15 protein-coding genes and 1 pseudogene are annotated in these 19,086 nt (G+C 68.9%); 12 read left to right on the forward strand and 4 right to left on the reverse strand.

Features of this window, described 5'->3' with window-relative positions; genetic code table 11:
• Positions 1-125: 125 nt before the first annotated feature.
• From ACZIYR_RS07290 to fusA, 6 genes and pseudogenes are all read left to right on the forward strand, one after another.
• The gene (locus tag ACZIYR_RS07290; RefSeq protein WP_483528722.1) at positions 126-2,717 is read left to right on the forward strand and encodes an ABC transporter substrate-binding protein; all 2,592 of its coding nucleotides are present in this window, start codon (positions 126-128) and stop codon (positions 2,715-2,717) included.
• Positions 2,714-3,829, forward strand: a complete 1,116-nt coding sequence (locus ACZIYR_RS07295; protein WP_473033102.1) for an ABC transporter permease — start codon at positions 2,714-2,716, stop codon at positions 3,827-3,829. Before ACZIYR_RS07290 ends, ACZIYR_RS07295 begins: the two co-directional genes overlap by 4 nt.
• Positions 3,826-5,166 (forward strand): ABC transporter permease, encoded by a 1,341-nt coding sequence (locus ACZIYR_RS07300; protein WP_483528723.1) that lies wholly within the window; start codon positions 3,826-3,828, stop codon positions 5,164-5,166. Before ACZIYR_RS07295 ends, ACZIYR_RS07300 begins: the two co-directional genes overlap by 4 nt.
• Positions 5,166-6,149 (forward strand): ABC transporter ATP-binding protein, encoded by a 984-nt coding sequence (locus tag ACZIYR_RS07305; RefSeq protein ID WP_473033105.1) that lies wholly within the window; start codon positions 5,166-5,168, stop codon positions 6,147-6,149. The genes ACZIYR_RS07300 and ACZIYR_RS07305 overlap by 1 nt, the downstream gene beginning before the upstream one ends.
• A gap of 92 nt (positions 6,150-6,241) precedes the next feature.
• Positions 6,242-7,072, forward strand: a pseudogene (locus tag ACZIYR_RS07310) (ABC transporter ATP-binding protein); the annotation flags it as partial.
• Positions 7,073-7,218: 146 nt separating this feature from the next.
• Positions 7,219-9,264 carry an elongation factor G gene (gene fusA, locus ACZIYR_RS07315; protein WP_483528724.1) on the forward strand — a complete coding sequence of 682 codons (2,046 nt, stop codon included), beginning with the start codon at positions 7,219-7,221 and terminating at the stop codon, positions 9,262-9,264.
• 12 nt (positions 9,265-9,276) lie between these two features.
• Here fusA and ACZIYR_RS07320 read toward each other — a convergent pair whose 3' ends face one another.
• From ACZIYR_RS07320 to ACZIYR_RS07330, 3 genes are all read right to left on the reverse strand, one after another.
• Positions 9,277-10,368, reverse strand: a complete 1,092-nt coding sequence (locus ACZIYR_RS07320) for an extracellular solute-binding protein (RefSeq protein ID WP_483528725.1) — start codon at positions 10,366-10,368, stop codon at positions 9,277-9,279.
• A complete protein-coding gene (locus ACZIYR_RS07325) occupies positions 10,355-12,118 on the reverse strand; it encodes a chloride channel protein (protein ID WP_483529057.1) in 1,764 nt (587 codons plus the stop codon). Before ACZIYR_RS07325 ends, ACZIYR_RS07320 begins: the two co-directional genes overlap by 14 nt.
• Positions 12,119-12,234: 116 nt before the next feature.
• A complete protein-coding gene (locus tag ACZIYR_RS07330) occupies positions 12,235-12,705 on the reverse strand; it encodes an aminoacyl-tRNA deacylase (RefSeq protein WP_483528726.1) in 471 nt (156 codons plus the stop codon).
• A 166-nt stretch (positions 12,706-12,871) separates the two neighbouring features.
• Between ACZIYR_RS07330 and ACZIYR_RS07335 the strand changes: the two genes are divergently transcribed.
• The gene (locus ACZIYR_RS07335) at positions 12,872-13,405 is read left to right on the forward strand and encodes a PH domain-containing protein (RefSeq protein WP_483528727.1); all 534 of its coding nucleotides are present in this window, start codon (positions 12,872-12,874) and stop codon (positions 13,403-13,405) included.
• Complete coding sequence (locus tag ACZIYR_RS07340) at positions 13,402-14,916, forward strand: PH domain-containing protein (RefSeq protein ID WP_483528728.1); 1,515 nt, start codon at positions 13,402-13,404, stop codon at positions 14,914-14,916. The genes ACZIYR_RS07335 and ACZIYR_RS07340 overlap by 4 nt, the downstream gene beginning before the upstream one ends.
• On the opposite strand, the gene ACZIYR_RS07345 is transcribed toward ACZIYR_RS07340, so the two are convergent.
• The gene (locus tag ACZIYR_RS07345) at positions 14,904-15,314 is read right to left on the reverse strand and encodes a glutaredoxin family protein (protein WP_483528729.1); all 411 of its coding nucleotides are present in this window, start codon (positions 15,312-15,314) and stop codon (positions 14,904-14,906) included. The two genes, ACZIYR_RS07340 and ACZIYR_RS07345, sit on opposite strands and share 13 nt — an antisense overlap.
• 354 nt (positions 15,315-15,668) lie before the next feature.
• Between ACZIYR_RS07345 and ACZIYR_RS07350 the strand changes: the two genes are divergently transcribed.
• The 4 genes from ACZIYR_RS07350 (at position 15,669) to ACZIYR_RS07365 (ending at position 19,075) form a co-directional block, all read left to right on the forward strand.
• Complete coding sequence (locus ACZIYR_RS07350) at positions 15,669-16,478, forward strand: LysM peptidoglycan-binding domain-containing protein (protein ID WP_483528730.1); 810 nt, start codon at positions 15,669-15,671, stop codon at positions 16,476-16,478.
• A gap of 89 nt (positions 16,479-16,567) precedes the next feature.
• Positions 16,568-16,930, forward strand: coding sequence for a hypothetical protein (locus ACZIYR_RS07355; RefSeq protein ID WP_483528731.1), 363 nt, complete (start codon positions 16,568-16,570; stop codon positions 16,928-16,930).
• A 424-nt stretch (positions 16,931-17,354) separates the two neighbouring features.
• Positions 17,355-18,431, forward strand: coding sequence for a TRAP transporter substrate-binding protein (locus ACZIYR_RS07360; RefSeq protein ID WP_483528732.1), 1,077 nt, complete (start codon positions 17,355-17,357; stop codon positions 18,429-18,431).
• Between the two features lie 80 nt (positions 18,432-18,511).
• Positions 18,512-19,075, forward strand: a complete 564-nt coding sequence (locus tag ACZIYR_RS07365; protein ID WP_483528733.1) for a TRAP transporter small permease — start codon at positions 18,512-18,514, stop codon at positions 19,073-19,075.
• The last annotated feature ends 11 nt before the right edge of the window (positions 19,076-19,086 follow it).

Below are 19,086 nucleotides of genomic sequence, written 5' to 3' on the forward strand. Positions count from 1 at the left end.
GCAAGGCCCCCAAGCGTTGAATCGGCCACTATTCCCGAAGCGGTCATCTTGCCTAGGGTGTCAAAACGGATTACCCAATCCTACGGGTCAGTGACCCTGCCGAGGCACACTGCAGTGGTGGAACTATGAGGGGAGTCGTACTCGCGGCCAGTCTGCTGCTCTTGGTGGCGGTGCTGGCGGTGGCACTGCGCCCGGCGTTCACTACGCCGGCGCGTCAGCCGCCCGTTGCGGGCGAGGCCAGCGACACCGTCGGCGCGGCCCAGCTCGAGGGCCGCCGCGGGGCCATCGTGGACCAGCTGGTGTTCACCCGCGAGGCGGAGGTGGGCCGAGTCACCGGGCTGATCGAGGCGGGCAGCCATCAGCTCTTCACCCAGGGCATCTCCAGCCCCACGGTGTTCAACCGTCTGCGGGACTCCCTGTATGCCGACTACGACCTCTCCTACGGTACCTCCAGCGAGCTGACCCTCAACCCTGCCGGGCCGGAGCTGGCCGATGGCAGCCTCAATCCTTTCCATGTGCCGGCCATCCGCGAGGCCCTCAATCGCCTGATCAATCGCCGCCATATCGCCGAGGAGATCTACGGGGGGCTGGCGGTGCCGCGCTACCTGCCGCTCTCCACCGCCTTTCCCGACTACGCCCGCCTGGCCGACGTGGCCCGCGAGCTGGAGCTGCGCTATGCCCACGACCCGGATGCCGCCATCGAGGTGATTCACCGGGAGATGGAGTCGCTAGGTGCCCACTTCGAACGGGGGCAGTGGCGCTACCAGGGGGAGCCGGTGCAACTCAGGGTGCTGATCCGCACCGAGGACGAGCGCCGGCGAATCGGCGACTACATCGCCAACCTGATGGAGGATATCGGCTTTGCGGTCGAGCGGCGCTACCGCACCGCCGAGGAGGCGTCCCGGCTGTGGATCGCCAGCGATCCCCGCGCCGGTCACTGGCATCTCTATACCGGTAGCTGGATCACCATCGTCATTCAGCGCGACCAGGCCGAGGGGTTCAATTTCTACTACACCCCCCGAGGCCGGGCCGAACCGCTGTGGCAGGCCTATGAGCCGGTGCCGGAATTCGACGAGCTGGCCGACCGCCTGCAGCGCCGCGACTATGCGACCTGGGAGGAGCGTCAGGCGATGATGGCGCGGGCCCTGGAGCTGGCCATGGAGGATTCGGTGCGCATCTGGCTGGTGGATCAGCTCAACGCCTCGGCACGGGCCGCCAATGTCGCGGTCGCCGTGGATCTGGCCGGGGGGCTCTCCGGCTCGGCGCTATGGCCCTACACATTGCGCTATACCGACCGGGTAGGCGGCGAGATGGTGTTGGGCACCCCGGGCATCCTTACCGAACCCTGGAACCCGGTGGCGGGCAGCAACTGGGTCTTCGACACCATGCTGACGCGCGCCACCCAGGACCCGGTGGTGATGCCCGACCCCTTCACCGGCCTCTATCTGCCCCAGCGCTTGGCGGCGGCCGAGGTCACCGTGCAGCAGGACGTGCCGGTGGAGCGCACCCTGGACTGGCTGAGCGTGGAGAGCGCCGAGGTCATTGAGGTCCCCGAGGAGGCCTGGATCGACTGGGACGGTGACGCCGGCCGTTTCATGACCGTCGGCGACAAGCACCCGGACGGTATCACGGCGCGAACCCGGGTCCGGGTGACCTATGACCCGAGCCTCTTCGAACAGCGCTGGCACGACGGCTCACACCTCTCACCGGCCGACTTCGTGCTGCCCTGGATCCTCACCTTCGAGCGCGCCGACGAGCAGAGCCCGCTGTTCGATATCGCCCACCTGCCGGTGTTCGAGGCCTTCCAGCGCCATTTCCGCGGCTGGCGCATCGTCGCCGAGGACCCGCTGGTGATCGAGATCTACAGCGACCAGATCTATCCCGATGCCGAGACCATTGTCGCCGCCAGGGCGCCGGTGCCGACCCCCTGGCATACCCTGACGCTGGGCATACTCGCCGAGGCCAGCGGCGAGCTGGCGTTCTCCTCCAATAAGGCCGATCGTCTGCGGGTGGACTGGATGAGCCTGGTGGCCGGCCCAAGCCTGCCGATTCTCGAGCGCCATCTGAGGGAGGCACGCCAGCGCGGCACGCGTCTCTATCCCGAGGTGCTGGCCAAGTGGCTCGATGAGGAGGCGATCGCCGAACGCTACCAGTCGCTCACCGACTGGCACGCCGAGCGTGGCCATTTCTGGATCGGCAACGGCCCTTTCCAGCTGCACTCCGTGCACCCGGTGGAAGGCAGCGTGGTGATGCGCCGCTTCGAAGAGTTCCCGGACCCGGCCGACAAGTGGCTCGGCTTCACCACTCCCATGGTGCCGGAGCTGGCGCTGGAGGGTCCCATGGTCGTGGAGAGCGGTCGCGTGGCGGTGGGGCCGGCGGGTAACGGCCCCCTGGCCGCTGGCGGAGGGGAGGGGCTGGAAGGTGCCGAATTCCAGCTGGCGGTGACCTTCGAAGGAGAGCCCTACCCGCAAGAGGCGATCCAGCAGGTGCAGTACCTGCTGTTCGACGGGCGCGGCGAGCTGGCCCGGCGCGGCGAAGCCCAGGCGCTGGGCGACGGCCAGTGGCGCATACGGCTGTCGCCGGAAGCCCTGGCGGCGTTGGGGGTGGGCGCCAACAGCCTGGAGCTTGCCGTCACCAGCCGGCGCGTGGCGCTGCCGGCCTTCGTCTCCCATGTGTTTGCCACGGTGCCGCCCGGCGGCCTGGAGGAGGCGCGATGAACGATTCGCCCATGGCGCCGCCGCCGCGTCGCGGCCTGCTGCGCGACCTGCGCCACCTGCTGCTGTTTGCCGGCAAGCGCCTGGTGGCGCTGCTGCTCACCGTGCTGGTGGGGGTCTACCTGACCATCGTCATCGCCAACATGGGCGGTCAGGTCGATGAGCTGCGCCTGGTGCAAATCCGCAGCCAGGCCGCTGAAGCGGTGCGCGCCGACCCCGCCTTCCAGGACCTCCCAGCGCAGGAGCGCAACGAACTGATCGAGCGTCAGGTGGCACTGGAGGTGGAGCGGCTGCGGCTCGACCAGCCCTTCGTGGTGCGCAGCGTTGATTACCTGCAGCGGGCCATGCGCCTCGACCTGGGGCGCGCCGAGCAGATGCACAGCGACCGCGGCTCCCGTGAGGTCTACGACATCATCGTCGAACGACTGCCGGCCACGCTGCTGCTGTTCGGCAGCGCCAACCTGCTGGTGTTCTTCGTCTCGGTGTTTGCCGCCCTGTACCTGTCCCGACGCTACGGCAGCGCCTTGGATCGCAGTGTGATCGCCCTGGCACCCACCTCGGCGGCACCGGGGTGGTTCTACGGCATCTTCCTGATCCTGCTGTTTGCATTCGTGGTGCCGGTGCTGCCGGCGGGCGGCATGGTCACTGCCCCGCCGCCGGAGGGGCGCGGGGAGTACGCCGCCAGCGTGCTGCGCCACATGTTGCTGCCGCTGGTGGCGATGTTCCTGTCGTCGATCTTCATCTCCATCTACTCCTGGCGCACCTTCTTCCTGATCCACTCCAGCGAAGACTACGTGGAGATGGCGCGCGCCAAGGGGCTGCCGTCGAACCTGATCGAGCGGCGCTACATCCTGCGCCCGACCCTGTCGCCGATCATCACCAGCTTCCTGCTGATGCTGATCGGCCTGTGGAGCGGGGCGATCATCCTCGAGCAGGTGTTCAACTGGCCGGGGCTGGGTTCGCTGCTGTTCCAGGCGATCGGTCATCGCGACACCCCGGTGATCATCGGCGGAGTCGTGATCTTCGCCTATCTGCTGGCGGTCACGGTGTTCCTGCTGGACATTCTCTACGCGCTGCTCGACCCGCGGGTGCGCATCGAAGGAGGGCGGCGATGATCGGTGAACGCTGGCGAGAGCGCTGGGCAGAGCTGCGTCGCTACCCCTCGGCGCTGGTGGGCATGGCGATCATTGCGGTCCTGGTGGGGCTGTCGCTCTACACGGTGATCGCCATTCCCTACTCCCAGGCCCTGGAGGAGTGGCGCGGCGGCGAGCCCTGGCAGCTGCATCCCGTGAACGCCTCGCCGGTGTGGCTTGACCGGCTCACCGGGGGCCGCGAGGCACGCACCCTGATCGTTGACAGCGAAGGTGCCGACGTGGAGGAGATCCCCTTCGAGGGCGGGCGACGTCTGCGCATTCCCCTGGAGGTGGACTACGCCTATGCCGGCTTTCCCAGCGAGCTGAACCTCTTCCTGCGCGCCGAAGACCACGCCCAGCGGCCCTTCGCGCGGCTGGTGTGGCAGACTCCCGACGGCCGCGAGATCGCGCTGGGCGGGCACCGTATCGGCCGGCAGGATCGTATCTCGCTCTCCCAGGATCGCGCCCTGGAGCGGCGCCTGGGTGGGCTGGTACCGCATATCGGCCTGCTGGCCGACCCCGCGGCGGAGGGCGAGCCCGAGGTCTTGCCTGGCCGCCACCGGCTGCTGCTCGACACCGTGGTGTTCGATGAGACGGCCGGCATCGAGGCCGAGCTGGTGCTCTACGGCCGCGTCCACGGCATCGCCGGCACCGACCACCAGCGCCGCGACCTTAGCCTGGCGCTGATGTGGGGCACCCCGGTAGCCTTGGCCTTCGGCCTGCTGGCGGCGGTGGGCACCACCGTGACCACCCTGGTGATCGCCGCCGTGGGCGTCTGGTACCGCGGCTGGGTGGACGCGGTGATTCAGCGGCTCACTGAGGTCAACATGATCCTGCCGCTGCTGCCGATTCTGGTGATGGTCGGCACCCTCTACTCCACCAGTATCTGGCTGATGCTCGGCGTGGTGGTGGTGCTGGGGATCTTCAGCGCCGGGATCAAGATGTACCGGGCGATGCTGCTGCCGATTCGCGAGGCGCCTTATATCGAGGCCGCCCGGGCCTACGGCGCCGGCAACCTGCGCATCGTGATGCGCTACATGATCCCGCGCATCCTGCCGGTGCTGATCCCCACCTTCGTCACCCTGATCCCCACCTTCGTGTTCCTGGAGGCGTCGCTGGCGGTGCTGGGGCTCGGCGACCCGGTGCTGCCCACCTGGGGCAAGGTGCTCAACGACGCCCAGTCCCAGAGCGCGCTCTACAACGGCTACTACTACTGGGTGGTATCGCCGGCGGTGCTGCTGATGCTCACTGGCCTGGGCTTCGCCATGCTGGGCTTCGCCCTGGATCGGGTCTTCAATCCGCGACTGAGGAGTCTGTGATGGGCGAGGCGACCCTGCTGCGTGTGGACGACCTGCGGCTCCACTATCAGACCCGACAGGGGGTAGTGCACGCCGTGGACGGGATCGACTTCGAGCTCAGGCGCAACGAGGCGCTGGTGGTGCTGGGCGAGTCCGGCTGCGGCAAGAGTTCGCTGGCCAAGACCCTGATGCGGGTGCTGCCGCGCAACGTCCATCATCAGGGCGGGCGGGTGACCCTGGGCGACACCGAGCTGTCGACGCTCACCGACGAGCGCTTTCGCCGCGAGGTGCAGTGGTCGCGCATGGCGCTGGTGATGCAGGCCTCGATGAACGCCTTGAACCCGGTGGTCAAGGTGGGCGAGCAGGTCGCCGAGCCGCTGCGGGTGCTGCGCCGCTGGCCGCGGCGCCGTGCCCTGGCGCGGGCCGCCGAGGTGTTCGCCCTGGTGGGCATCTCCACGGACTTCATGACCCGCTACCCCTTCGAACTCTCCGGCGGCATGCGCCAGCGGGCGGTGCTGGCCATGGCGCTGGTGGCCGAGCCGGAGCTGGTGATCCTCGACGAGCCCACCTCGGCCCTGGATGTGCTGACCCAAGCGAGCATCATGAACGCCCTGAAGCGCGTCAAGCGCGAGCTGGGTACCAGCTTCATCCTGATCACCCACGACGTGGCCACCTCCAGCGAGCTGGCCGACCGAGTGGCGCTGATGTACGCCGGGCAGCTGGTCGAGGTCAGCGATGCCGAGCGCTTCTTCTCCGACCCCGCCCACCCCTATTCCCAGATGCTGATGGCCAGCGTGCCGAAGCTGCGTCAGCGCAGCCGACCCCAGGCGATTCCCGGCCAGCCGCCCAGCCTGTTCGCGCCCCCCGGGGGCTGTCGCTTCGCCGAGCGCTGCCCGCACCGCTTCGCGGCCTGCGCCCGCGACCCCAGGGCGATTCGCCTGGCCGAGCGCCACCGCGTGCGCTGCTGGCTGCATGACGACACTCAGGCCGGAGGAGGGGCATGATGGCGATCTCACAAGCTCACGCCGACGCCTCGACGCCGCTGCTCGAGGTGAGCGACCTGCAGACCTTTTTCGAGCTGCGCCAGTGGGGATTCATGCGTGTCGGCGCCGTGCATGCGGTGGACGGGGTCACCTTCACGCTGGCTCGCGGCGAGGCGGTGGCCTTCGTCGGCGAGAGCGGCTGCGGCAAGAGCTCTCTGGCCCGCACCCTGCTCGGGCTGCATCGCCCCACCCGCGGCGAGGTGCGCTTCGCCGGGCGCGATATGCAGTCGCTTAGCGCCGCCGAGCTCAAGGCCTTCCGTGCCGAGGTGGGCTATGTGCAACAGGATCCCTACGGCGCACTGCCGCCCTTTCTCGATGTGCGTCGCATCCTCGCCGAGCCGCTGATCGTGCATGGGATCAAGGACCGCCAGGAGCGCGAGCGGCGCATCCGTGCGGTGCTCGAGGAGGTGCGACTCTCCCCGGCCGAGGAGTACCTCACCAAGTTTCCGCACATGCTCAGCGGCGGCCAGCAGCAGCGGGTGGTGATCGCCAGGGCGCTGATCCTGGCCCCTTCGATGGTCATCGCCGACGAGCCGGTCTCGATGCTCGACGCCTCGGTGCGGGTCGAGATCCTCAACTTGCTGCGCGCCATTCAGGCGCGGCGCGAGCTGACCCTGGCCTTCATCACCCATGACCTCTCCACGGTGCGCCACTTCGCCGAGCGCATCTTCGTGATGTACGCCGGCCAGGTGGTAGAGAGCGCCTCGGTAGAGGAGCTGCTCGACCACCCTCAGCACCCCTATACCCAGGCGCTGCTGGCCGCCATCGCCGACCCCGATGCGGCCAACGCCCGTCGGCTGCGCGAGGTGCCGGCGGGCGAGCCGCCGAGCCTGATCCAGCCCCCCGGGGCTGTCGTTTCCATCCGCGCTGCCCCCACGCCATGGCTGGGCTGTGCGACCGCGACGACCCGCCCGACTTCGCCCCCCGCGAACGCCACCTCTCGGCCTGCTGGCTGCACCGCTGAGGAGCTCGGGGATGCAATGTCCTGCTACGCTTTAGGCAAGTTGCCGACAGCCTGGTGGAGGCCCCCATGGTCGCACGAGTCCCTGAGCGTATTCGCAACATCGCCCTGGCCGGCGGCCCCGGCACCGGCAAGACCACCCTGGCCGAGGCGCTGCTGGCCGCCGCCGGCGAGCTGGCCAGTCCCGGCCGCGTCGACAAGGGCACCACCGCGAGCGATGCCTCGCCGCTGGAGAAGGGGCTGCAGCACTCGGTGAGCGCGGCGATATTGGGGCTGGAGTGGGAAGACGCCTGTATCGACCTGATCGACACGCCCGGCTACGCCGACTTCCAGGGGGCGGCGCTGTCGGTGCTACCGGCGGTGGAGACCGTGGCGGTGGTGATCAGCGCTGCCGACGGCCTGGATGCCATGGCCCGGCGCCTGCTGCAGTGGGCCGAGCAGCGCGGGCTGTGCCGACTGATCATCGTCAACCAGATCGACGTCGACCCTGCCGGGCTCGAGGCGCTGCTGGGCACGCTGCGCGACACCATCGGGCCCCAGTGCCTGGCCCTCAATCTGCCCGCCGACGGCGCTCGGCGGGTCGTGGATTGCTTCTTCGCCCCCGACGGCGACGCCGATTTCGCCTCTGTCGCCGAGGCCCACGAGCAGCTGGTCGACCAGGTGGTCGAGCTGGACGAGGCGCTCATGGCCCTCTATCTGGAGCAGGGAGAGGCGCTCGATCCCGACCAGCTCCACGCCCCCTTCGAGGCGGCGCTGCGCCAGGGCCACCTGGTTCCGGTCTGCTTCACCTCGGCGACCACCGGGGCCGGTATTGCCGAGCTGCTGTCGGTCTTTGCGCGGCTGATGCCCAATCCGCTGGAAGGTAACCCGCCGCCATTCCTGCGCCAGGATGAGGCGGGGACCCACGAGTACCGGGCCCGTCCCGACCCCGAGGCCCACGTGCTGGCCCATGTGGTAAAGATCGAGCACGATCCCTACCGCGGCAAGGTGGCGGTGTTTCGGGTTCACCAGGGCACCGTGACCCGGGACACCCGCCTGTTCATCGGCGAGGCGCGCAAACCCTTTCGCGTCGGCACCCTGTTCCGCCTGCAGGGCGACCAGCACCTCGACGTCGAGCGCTGTGGCCCCGGCGAAATCTGCGCGCTCTCCAAGGTCGAGGAGGTGACCGTCGACAGCGTGCTGCACGACTCCCATGACGAGGACCATATTCGCCTGCGGCCGGTCGAGCTGCCCGCGCCGGTCTTCGGCCTGGCGATCCAGGCGACCCGTCACGGCGACGAGCAGAAGCTCTCCGAAGCGCTGGTTCGCATGGTCGAGGAGGACCCCGGCCTGCGGGTCGAGCAGGACGCCGCGACCCAGGAGACGGTGCTGCGCGGGCTGGGCGAACTGCACCTGCGCATGGCCCTGGAGCGGCTGCGTCAGCGCTTCCACGTGGAGGTCGAGACCTGTACCCCATCGATCGCCTACCGCGAGACGGTGACCGCGGCGGCGGAGGGGCACTGCCGCCACAAGAAGCAGAGCGGCGGGGCTGGGCAGTTCGGCGAGGTTTTCCTGCGCGTCGAGCCGCTGCCTCGGGGTGCCGGCTTCGAGTTCACCGACACCATCCGCGGCGGGGTGATTCCCGCCGTGCTGCTGCCGGCAGTAGAGAAGGGGGTGCGCCAGGCCATGGCCAGCGGTGCGGTGGCCGGCTATCCCCTGCAGGACGTCCGGGTCATCGTTCACGATGGCAAGACCCACCCGGTGGACTCCAAGGAGATCGCCTTCGTCATTGCCGGCCGCAAGGCCTTTCTGGATGCCGTGCGCAAGGCCTCGCCCATCGTGCTCGAACCCATGGCCGAACTGGTGGTGGAGGGGCCGAGCAGCGCCATGGGCGACCTCACCGCGGACCTCGCGGCTAGCCGCGGGCGCATTCAGGACACCCGGACCCTGGGCGACCAGGTCAGCATTCAGGTCCTGGCGCCGGTGGCTGAAGTCGCCGATTACCCCAGCCGGCTCAACGCCTTGACCGGCGGGGCAGGCAGCTACACTCTGCAGTTCAGCCACTACGAGCCGGCGCCGGAGCCGGTGCAGCGCAACCTGCGTCACGCCTATCGGCCCCGGGAAGAGGAGGCGTGACGGACGCCAGGGTCAGCGACCATCCAGCCAGGCCTCGAAGTAGGCTTCGATGCGTTCCCGAGTGCGGGCATACCAGGTCTCGTCCTTGAGAATCGCCCCTTCGGCGTTGAGCGGATGGGTGGGGATGTGCAGGCGCATGTCCATGCCGCTTTCCGGATGCGTGGTGACCTGCAGTGCCGCCGAACGGCGTGCCGGCCCGTAGGGAATATGGCGAGCAAACTCGGCCAGCCGCTCGGTGGTGGTGGCGAAGCGGATGAAGTCGCGGGCGGCCTCGGGATGGCGACTGCCTCGTGGAATCACCCAGGTCTCGTGCTCCTGCACCTGGCCGTCCCAGAGGATCTCGATGGGCGCCTGTTCGCGCAGCATGGCGTCGAAGAAGCGGCCGTTGTAGCCCGAGGCCATCACCACCTCGCCCTCGGCGAGCAGGCGCGGCGACTCCTCGCCGCCTTCCCACCAGCGTATGTCGTCCAGGCCATCCAGCCGCTCCAGGGCGAGGCGCAGGCCGCGCTGGGTGCTCAGCAGCTCGTAGAGCTCCTGACGGGGAACGCGATAGGAGAGCAGCGCCCACTCCAGGTTGGCCGCGGGGGTGCGCTGCAGGGCGCGCGGGCCGGGAAAGCGCTGCTGGTCGAAGAGGTCGGCGATCCGCGTGGGGCGCCGGGCGGGAAAGGCGTCGCGTCGATAGGCCACCACGGTGGCGAAGATCGTGTGGGTGATGGCGCAGCGGCCCAAGGCTTCCGGCAGGAAGTCTTGCGCGGGCGGCGTGCCGTCCGGGGCAGGGGCCAGCAGCGTGGGCGAGAGCGGCTCCAAAAGCCCCTCGTCGCAAGCCGCCATCGCCTCGCTGCGGGTCATGTCGATCAGGTCCCAGGGCACCTCGCCGCTGGTCACGGCATCGCGCAGCATGTCGAGCCCGCCGTCGTAGCGCGCCGCCTCCACGGCGATGCCGCTGGCCTCGGCGAAGGGGTCGAAGAGCACCGTGCGCTGAGCGCGTTCGTACGCGCCGCCCCAGCTCAGCACGGTCAGGGTCGCCGAGTCCGATTCCCCCAGGGCCGGCGTCGCCAGCAGCAGGCAGCCGATGGCCAGGCCGCGCAGATCAGCGGTTCTCATGCTCTTCTCGCCTCATCTCGTTGCTGCGCCTCAGGTAGGCGCGGGTGATGCTCGCCTCGTAGACCACACCCTGGAAGCGCTCGCCATCGGCGCCATCGACCACTGCGATGGCCTCGCCGGTAACCTCCTGGAGCAGCGCCATGGCGTCCCACAGCGAGGCGTCGGGTCTCAGCGTTGGGCGCGGTCGAAGCGGCAGGCGGCCGAGCGCCTCATGGCCGTCCCCACGCTCGCGGGCCGTTTCCAGCTCGGCCAGGGTCATACAGCCCAGGTAGCGGCCCCGCGGGTCGACCAGGTGTCCCTCGGCGTGGTCGGCGCGACTGAGGGCGCCTATCGCCTCGATGACCGGCATCGTCGGGCTCAGGATGACGCACTCCCGGGTCAGGTGGTCGCATACCGGGCTATCGCGGAGCAGCGCTTCGCCACGGCCGCCCGAGAGGTCCAGCCCCCGCTGCCGAAGCTGGATATCGAACAGCGAGCGGCCGAACAGCTGAGCGGCGATGGGGCTGGCCAGCGTCACGCTGGCCAGCGCCGCGGTGGTAAGGGCGTAGCTGCCGGTGAGCTCGAAGACGATCAGCAGGCTGGTCAAGGGCGCGCCGATAACCGGGGCGGTCACGGCCACCATGCCGCACACCGCATAGAACACGAAGGTTTCCAGGGGAGCGCCGGTCAACTGACTCACCAGGGTGCCGCACAGGGCACCGAACAGGGTGCCGATCACCAGAGCGGGACTGAAGACCCCGCCGCTGAAGCCCATCCCTAGACACAGCGCGGTGGCCGCCAGCTTGAGCAGCAGCACCACGATCAGCTCGCCGAAGCCGTAGGCGCCGAAGAGCGTGGCAAAGCGTAGGGTCTCCTGCCCCATGCCGAGGATATCGGGCACCCACAGGGCGACCAGTCCCAGCAGCGCCCCGGCGAGCGCCGGGCGCAGCAGGGGAGGCAGCGGCAGGGTGCGGGCCAGCCGTCCGACCCCGAGGATGGCGGTCATGTAGGCGCCGGCCAGCATGGCACCGACGCCGCCGATGGCCAGAAAGACCGCGAATTCCCAGGGGGCCGGCAGGGTGGGGTCGGCGACATGGAAGAGGGCGCCCCGCTCGAGCACGCCGGTGGCGATCACATGGCCGACCAGGGCCGCGGCGGCCACCGGGGCGAAGGCGCGCAGCGCGTAGTGGCGAAGCACCACTTCGTGGGCGAAGAGGATTCCCGCCAGCGGTGCATTGAAGGCGGTGGCGATAGCGGCGGCCACCCCGCAGGCGATGGTGACGTTGTCGTCGGAGCGCCCCAGCCGCAACAGCTGCGCCACCTGGGAGCCCAGGGTGGCGCCCAGATGCACCAGCGGACCGTACTGTCCCACCGAGGCGCCCGCGCCCAGCGAGACCACGGCGCTCACCGCCGAGAGGCCACCGGCCCGGGCCGGCAGGCGGCCCCGACGGGTCTGTACGGCGGCGATCACATCGGCGGGCGTATGGGGGCGTCCTTCGGGAATGCCGCGGTGCAGCATTCCCACCACCAGTCCCCCCAGGGCGGGAACGGCGAGGGTGGCGGCGATCAGCAGTCCGGGGGATTCGACCATCATCCGGCTGCGCGGCGAGATCATCAGCAGGTCATTGAGCCATAGCACGGCGGCCACGAAACCCACCGCCAGCAGCGCCGCCACGGCGCCGATGACAGCGCCGAGCATGACCAGGCCCAGGAAGCGCAGCATGGCAAGCGCATCCAGGGACGGGCCGGTGGGGGAGGGAGAGCTGTCCATGCTCAAGGTGTAGGCGCCAGGCCCCGCCAAGGCAAGCGGCGGGGGGAATCAAGCGGGGCCGCGGTGATCGGCCGCGGCCCTGGGGGGAGCCGGATACCCTGCTGGGGCAGGGCGGCTCAGTGGTGGCGACTGAAGTGCCCGTGGGGGCTGTTGCTCATCAGCCGGTTGAATTCGCTGCCGCTCATATGCAGCAGGGTCTCGTGATCGCCGGCGTCGAAATAGATGTCCGGCTGATGGCGCAGCATGTCGTCGACATAGACCTGTAGCCCGTAGGCCTGGCCCACCGGGGTGGTGGCGCCCGGATCGCAGTCGCTGAAGCGGCTCATGATCTCGGCCTCGGAGGCGAGTTCGACCCGCTCGTTGAACAGCTGCGACAGCGCCTCGAGGTCGGCGTCGCAGCTGCTGGGCAGCACCGCCAGGTGACAGCCCGAGTCGGCATGCAGCATCACTGCCTTGGCCAGTTGCTCGCCGCTGACGTGGGCCACCTGGGCGAGCCGACTGGTGCTGACCTCGCGCGGATGTTTGACCTCCTCATAGTCGATGTCGCAGGCTCTGAGGTATTCCCGGATGGTCATCGGGATGGCCATGGTACTTTCTCCTTCGGCCGCCAGGGCCGACAATTGACCGATTACCGTGCCTCCCTTCGGATTGTTGCGGTTCCACTCCCTACAGCATAGCGCCCGTGCAGCAACATCGCGCCTGCGCTTTTCTCGCTTGCGGGTGCGCCATGTCCCTTGGAATTCAGGAGCCGCCGTGCCGTTCACCAACGATCCTCTCGACCCCGACTCGCTGCCGGCTCTCGAGCAGGCCCCGCTGACGCCGGTTTCGCCGCGCCTGGCACCCTGTCAGGCGCTGCTGCTGCTGGGTCGCTGGATGCTGGTCACGGTGCTGGTGCTGATCTTCCCGTTGCAGCACGAGGAGGCGGCCCGCTGGCAGCTGCTGGCGGCCGGCGCCGTGGCACTGATCGGCCTGGTCGCGGTGGGGCTGAGCTGGATCGAGGCGCGGCGTCGCGCCTACGGCGTGCGCGAGCATGACCTGATCTATCGGCGTGGCCTGCTGGTGCGACGTACCCAGGTGCTGCCACTGGTGCGTCTGCAGCACGTCGAAACGCTCAGCAACCCCGTCGAGCGGGCCTTTGGGTTAGTCCGACTCGCTTGCTTTACGGCCGGCGGGCGCGGCGCGGACCTGCTGCTCGAAGGGCTGCCGGCGTCCCGAGCCGAGGGGGTGAAGCAGCACCTGCTGTCGCGGCTGGAAGGGGCGCCGCCCTCGCCGTCGGAGGGGCCGTGAGCCGCTCCGGAACCGAGAACGCCGCAGCGCGGCTGGCGCGGTGGCAGCGGCTGTCGCCCTGGGCGGTGGGACTGCTGCTGGTGACCTCCGGGCTGTCGCTGATTCGCCAGCACCTGCCGCTGCTGCTGGGAGCCGGTGCTGGCCTGGCGCTGGTGGAGCGGATCGGCGTTCGCGAGCTGCTGCTGGGCGGTGGTCTGCTGCTGGCGGTGGCGGTGCTGCTGAGCCTGCTCTACTACCGGCGCTTTCGCTTCCGCCTCGAGGGCGACGTGCTGGTTATCCAGAAGGGGCTCTTCGAGCACCGGGAATTCAAGGTGTCGGCTTCCCATGTGCAGCATATCGCCGTGCATCAGCCTCTCTACATGCGCCCCTTCGGTGTGGTGCAGTGGCAGGTGGAAACTTTGGCAGGAGAAGCCTCACGCATCGAGCTGCCGGGGATCCGCCGTGACATCGCCGAGGCGCTGGGGCGGCGGCTGCGCGGTACCGGCGACACCCCCGAAACATCGCTGGCGCCGGAGGAGCCGGAGGCGTCGGCGCCATCGCGGTTACGTTTCTCCCTCACGGCCGGGGCGCTGGTGCTGCACGGCCTGACCAGCCGCTCGGTGTATGTGATCGCGGCGATGCTCTCGCCGCTGGTGCAGCCGCTGGAGCGCTGGCTCCATGACCACCTGCCGCATCTCGAGCTGCGTGCCTGGCTGCCGGCCTCGGCGCCCCTGGCGGCGGCGCTGGGGCTGCTGACGGTGGTCGTCGTGCTGGCACTGCTCTCGGTGCTGGCCGCCTGGTGGCGCTTTCACGGCTATGTGCTGCGCGATGACGGCGACCGACAGGTTCAGGTCAGTGGGCTCTTCCATCGCCAGGAGCAGGTGCTGACCCTGTCGCGCCTGCAGGTGGTGGAGTGGGTGCAGACCGGCCTGGGTCGCCTGCTGGGTCGCGGCTATCTGGTTTGCCATCAGTTCGGGGCGCTGGGCGGGGGCAGCGTTGCCGAGTCGCGCCGCTTCCTGGTGCCGGGACTCAGCGTGGCCCAGGGGCGGGCGCTGAGCGCCGTGCTCTGGCCCGGCCTGGAGATGCGCCAGCCCCTGGCACGGGTCACGCCTCTCTATCGGCGGGTGATGTTCTGGCGCATCCTGCTGGGACTTTTCGCGGCGCTGCTGGTGCTTGGCGGGCTGGCGGGGCCGGCCAGTCTGTCGCCGCTTATCTGGGGGCTGCTCGCCATGCTGCTGCTGCCCCTGGCGGCCGGGCTGGCGCAGCTGCGCTGGCTGGCACTGGGCTGGGCCCGGGAAGGGGGCTACCTGCGGGTCCGCCAGGGGCTATGGGGCCAGCGCACTAGCCTGTTCCCCCTGCACAGCCTGGTCTCGGCGAGCGTGCAGCAGAGCTGGCTGCAGCGCCGACACGGGGTGGCAACGCTGCGGCTTAATCTGGCCAACGGCCGGGTGAGCCTGCCGTTTCTGGCCCGCGAGGAGGCGTATGCGCTGGCCAACCGGCTGTTGGCCAGCCTAGAGGATCAGGCCGGCTGACTGGCGGCGGTGTCGAAGCGACGCTGCAGCCAGGCGATGATCTCGTCGGACTCGTAGAGCCACTCGTCGCTGCCGTCGGCGTGGGTGATCCGCAGGCAGGGGACCTTGACGCGCCCGCCGCCGGCCTCCAGCGCCTGGCGATGCTCGGCGTCGTCGCGGGCGTTGCGCAGCTCGATGTTCAGGCCCAGGCGTGCCATCTCCTTGCGCACCTTGATGCAGAAGGGGCAGGCGCGGAACTGGTAGAGCGCCAGTGCTCGGCACTGCTCGTCGACCTGCGCCTGCTGATCGGCGCTGCGTTCGACGTCCTGGTTGGGCGTGGAGAGTTTCTCGGCGGTCAGCATCACGGGGGTGAGCACCAGGCGAACGCCGCGGAAGAAGTAGCGAATCAGAAATCTCATGGGGTTGGACGGGGCCTCTTGGATCGGTGAATGGATGAGGAAATCGGGGCCCCATGATGCCGTCCCCGGCGCCAGGATGCCATCCTCGGGGCGAGGTTATCGCAGATTGCCTGCATCGCTCGGGGACGACCTGAAGGCACGCCTGCAAAGAGGCGCTGTGAACCTGTATGTGAGGCGGCTTTCCGGCCGGAACCGGGTCGTTTCGCTACAGCGTTGAAGCCAAGGCAAGAAAGCTAGCGTCGGGCTGTCCATACTCAGGGGGCGGGATGAACTGGTTTCATATCCGCGACTCAGGTTTCGATGGGCCTGCTGCACGGTGCAGCGGGCCAAACGCATCCGCAGGGAGACACGACTATGACCGAAGCTGTTCTCGCCGCTTCCCCAGTGGCCAAACGCCGGCTGCCGCTGCCCGGGCTCTTCGCCGCGGGGCTGCTGGTCGCTGCCCTGGGCACGCCGGCGCTGGCCGAGCAGGACGGCCAGGCGCTGCAGGCCGAGCAGGAGTCGCTGCAAAGCGAGCTGGAGGCGGCCAACAGCCGCCTGCAGGAGAAAGCGGGCGAGATGGAGGCGCTGCGCGGGCAGCTCGACGCCCTGGAAGCCGAGCTGGCCGAGGCGCGCGAGCAGGCGAGCGAGGCGACCGACATGGCGGAGGAGGCCCGCGAGGCCCTCAACGACGAGGCGGGCGCCAGCGAGGAGGTCAATGCCCTCTCGGTGCGGGTGGCCGAGCTGGAGCAGGCCCTGCAGGAGGCTCAGCGGGATCGCGATATCCAGTACCGCGAACACCACGCCGAGCTGTCAGCGCTGCGCAGTCGGTTGCCGCCGGAAGAGGGGGGCACCCTGGAGCTCGAGTCGGCCCATGCATCGGCGCGGCTGACGGCTCAGGCGATGCGTTCTGCCGAGCGGGAACTGCGCCGCGCCGGCGGCGGCAGCGCGGCCCAGCAGGCCGACCTGGAACAGCTGGCCGAGGAACTGGAGCACGATCAGCGCCTGGTCAGTCGCGTCCAGGGCGGTACCCTCTATCGCGTCAATCCGGGAGAGTCCCTGGCAAGAATCGCCGGACGCTACTATGGCAACGCCAACCGCTGGACGGAGATTCACGCGGCCAATGAGCATGTGCTCGAGAGCCCGGATCACGTCTGGCCCGGCATGACGCTGATCCTGCCCTGAGGCGGCGCCCGCGACCGAGCCCGGCTCGGCCGCGGGCCGGGTTGCTGGCCGGCTCGGGCGTCGATACCCAACGCCAATCGGAGGCCACCATGGGCATACCCTCATCATCGATTCTGCCGGCTCGTGCCAGGTCCCTATGGCTGGCAGGGCTCTTCACCGCCCTGACGGCTTGCGGTGGCGACGACGCGCCCCGGGAAGTGACCCTGGCGGTGCTCGCGTCCGACCCGGCGAGCCATGACGGGGCCGTGGTCGCCACCCAGGGAGAAGTGCGCCATTTCGACGAGCCGCTGCACTATTGGATCGAAGACGCCGATCTCAACCGCGTCGAGATCTTTCCCCACGAGGAGATCGCCCCGCATCTGGGCGAGCGGGTGCGAGTGGTGGGCGAGTTCCAGTATGCCCCCGCGGAGGGGCGCCAGCTGACGCTGGAGAGCGTCGAAGTGCTCGATTAGCCGGAGGAGTGAGGTCACGCGGCACCCCCATCGGTGCAGATTTTCTGGTTCATCGTAGACTGGCGTGAACTGGCTTTGTGGGAGGGAGCTTCAGCTCGCGAAGTAGCGCGCAGCGCTACCCAAGGGGCGCCTGCGGCGCCTTCGTCGAAGCGTCGAACCGCCGGCAGAGCCGGCCTCCCCCCATAAAGCCCGCCAAACATGTTCACGCTAAAGTGCGAAGAGTCGTTTTTCTTCGGTATTGCGACTAAGGTCTAGGCGTGGCCGGCGCGAGACGCGTTGACACTCCGCGGCCACCCTTCTACGCTTCTATCATCGAATGTTACCGGTAACAATCCCGGGTCATCCGATGCCTCGAGTCGAACTTTCGGTCCAAGCGGCACCGACTCCCGCATCAACAACGATAATCTGCAATGGAGATACCGCCATGACCCCAATCTGGCGTACCACGCTCACGCTGGCCGGCGCGGCCACCCTCTCTGTCAGCCTCGCTTACGCCCAGACCCCCGACCTCTCTGCGCCTCCCGCCATCGAAGGCGACACGGTCGGCGATCACGGCAGCATCACCCTGCGCATGGGGATCGGCCTGGCCGAGACCTCGCCGCAGTACCTTTCGACCCAGTACTTCGCCGATATCCTCGACCAGCGCAGCGAAGGGCGCATCAGCGTCAACATCTTCCCCAACAGCCAGCTGGGCGACGACGTGCAGATGATGGAGATGCTGCAGACCGGCTCGCTGGACATGACCTATCCGTCGAGCTCGCCGGCCACCACCTATGTCAGCGAGCTGGCGGTGTTCGACCTGCCGTTCCTGCTGCCGACCCGCGAGGCGGCCATCGCCGTGCTCAACAGCGAGGTCGCCCAGGCGATGCTCGACGGCTTCGAAGGCACCGGCATCAAGGCCCTGGCGTTCTCCGAGAACGGCTTCCGCCAGCTCTCCAACAGCGCGCGGCCGGTCGCCACGCCGGAGGACGTGGCCGGCCTCGACGTGCGCGGCCTGTCGGTGCGCACCATGGAGAACCCGGTGCACCTGTCGATCTGGGAGACCCTCGGGGCCAACCCCACGCCGATGGCCTTCGGCGAGCTGTTCTCGGCCATGGAGCAGGGCGTGGTCGACGGCCAGGAGAACCCCTGGAGCACCATCCTCACCTCCAACTTCTACGAGGTGCAGGAGTACGGCTCCGAAACCCGCCACGTCTACACGCCGTTCATCAAGATGATCTCCGAGCGCACCTGGAACCGCCTCGACGAGGAGTATCAGGCGCTGATTCAGGAAGCCGCCCGCCAGGCCGCCGAGTACGAGATCCAGCTGGCCACCGAGTATGACGACTGGTCCCGCGATCAGCTCGAAGCGCGCGGCATGCAGATCACTCGCCTCGACGACGACCAGATCGCCGCCTTCCAGGAGGCCGTGCAGCCGGTCTACGAGGAGTGGGCGCCGCGCATCGGCGAGGACCTGGTCGCCGAGATCCAGCAGATCGTCGAACAGACCATGAACGACTAAGGCGTCTGCCCTCGGGCAACCCATGAGTCAGACGCGGGGCACGCTGCCCCGCGTCCTGTCCGTCCGCGTTTGGAGCGCCTATGCAACCCTCTCACTCCCCGCCGGACCCGGCGGAGTTTCTCGACGACCCGCGCCGCCAGCCGCTGGAGATCGATACCGAGCAGCGCCGCGGCCCCGCGCCGTTCCGCTGGCTGACCGTGGCCATGGAGCATCTGATCGCCACGATCCTGGTGGCCCTGATCGTCTCGGTGTCGGCCAACGTCATCGGCCGGGCGCTGTTCAACCGCTCGCTGCCCTGGGCCGATGAGCTGGCGCGCATGCTGTTCATCTGGCTGGTGTTCATCGGCGCCGCTGCGGCCTTCGCGCGCTTCGAGCATATCGCCGTCGACCTGCTGCTGCGCAAGCTGCCGGAGCGCGCCGCCTACGGCCTCTACCTGGTCCAGCACCTGCTGATCACCGGCCTGATGATCGTGATCATGATCGGCGGCTACCTCGTCATTTCCCGTTCCACCGGGCGCACCGCGATCCTCGGCGTGCCCTGGAACCTGATCAATCTCTCGCTGGTGCTGTGCGCCGCCTTCATCGCCGCGGTGGCGATCTGGCGCGCCTGGTGCGCCGCCCGCCTGATGCTCGGCGCTCGCTAAGGACTCCCTGT

It is taken from the genome of Billgrantia sp. NRB1, from assembly GCF_056921725.1.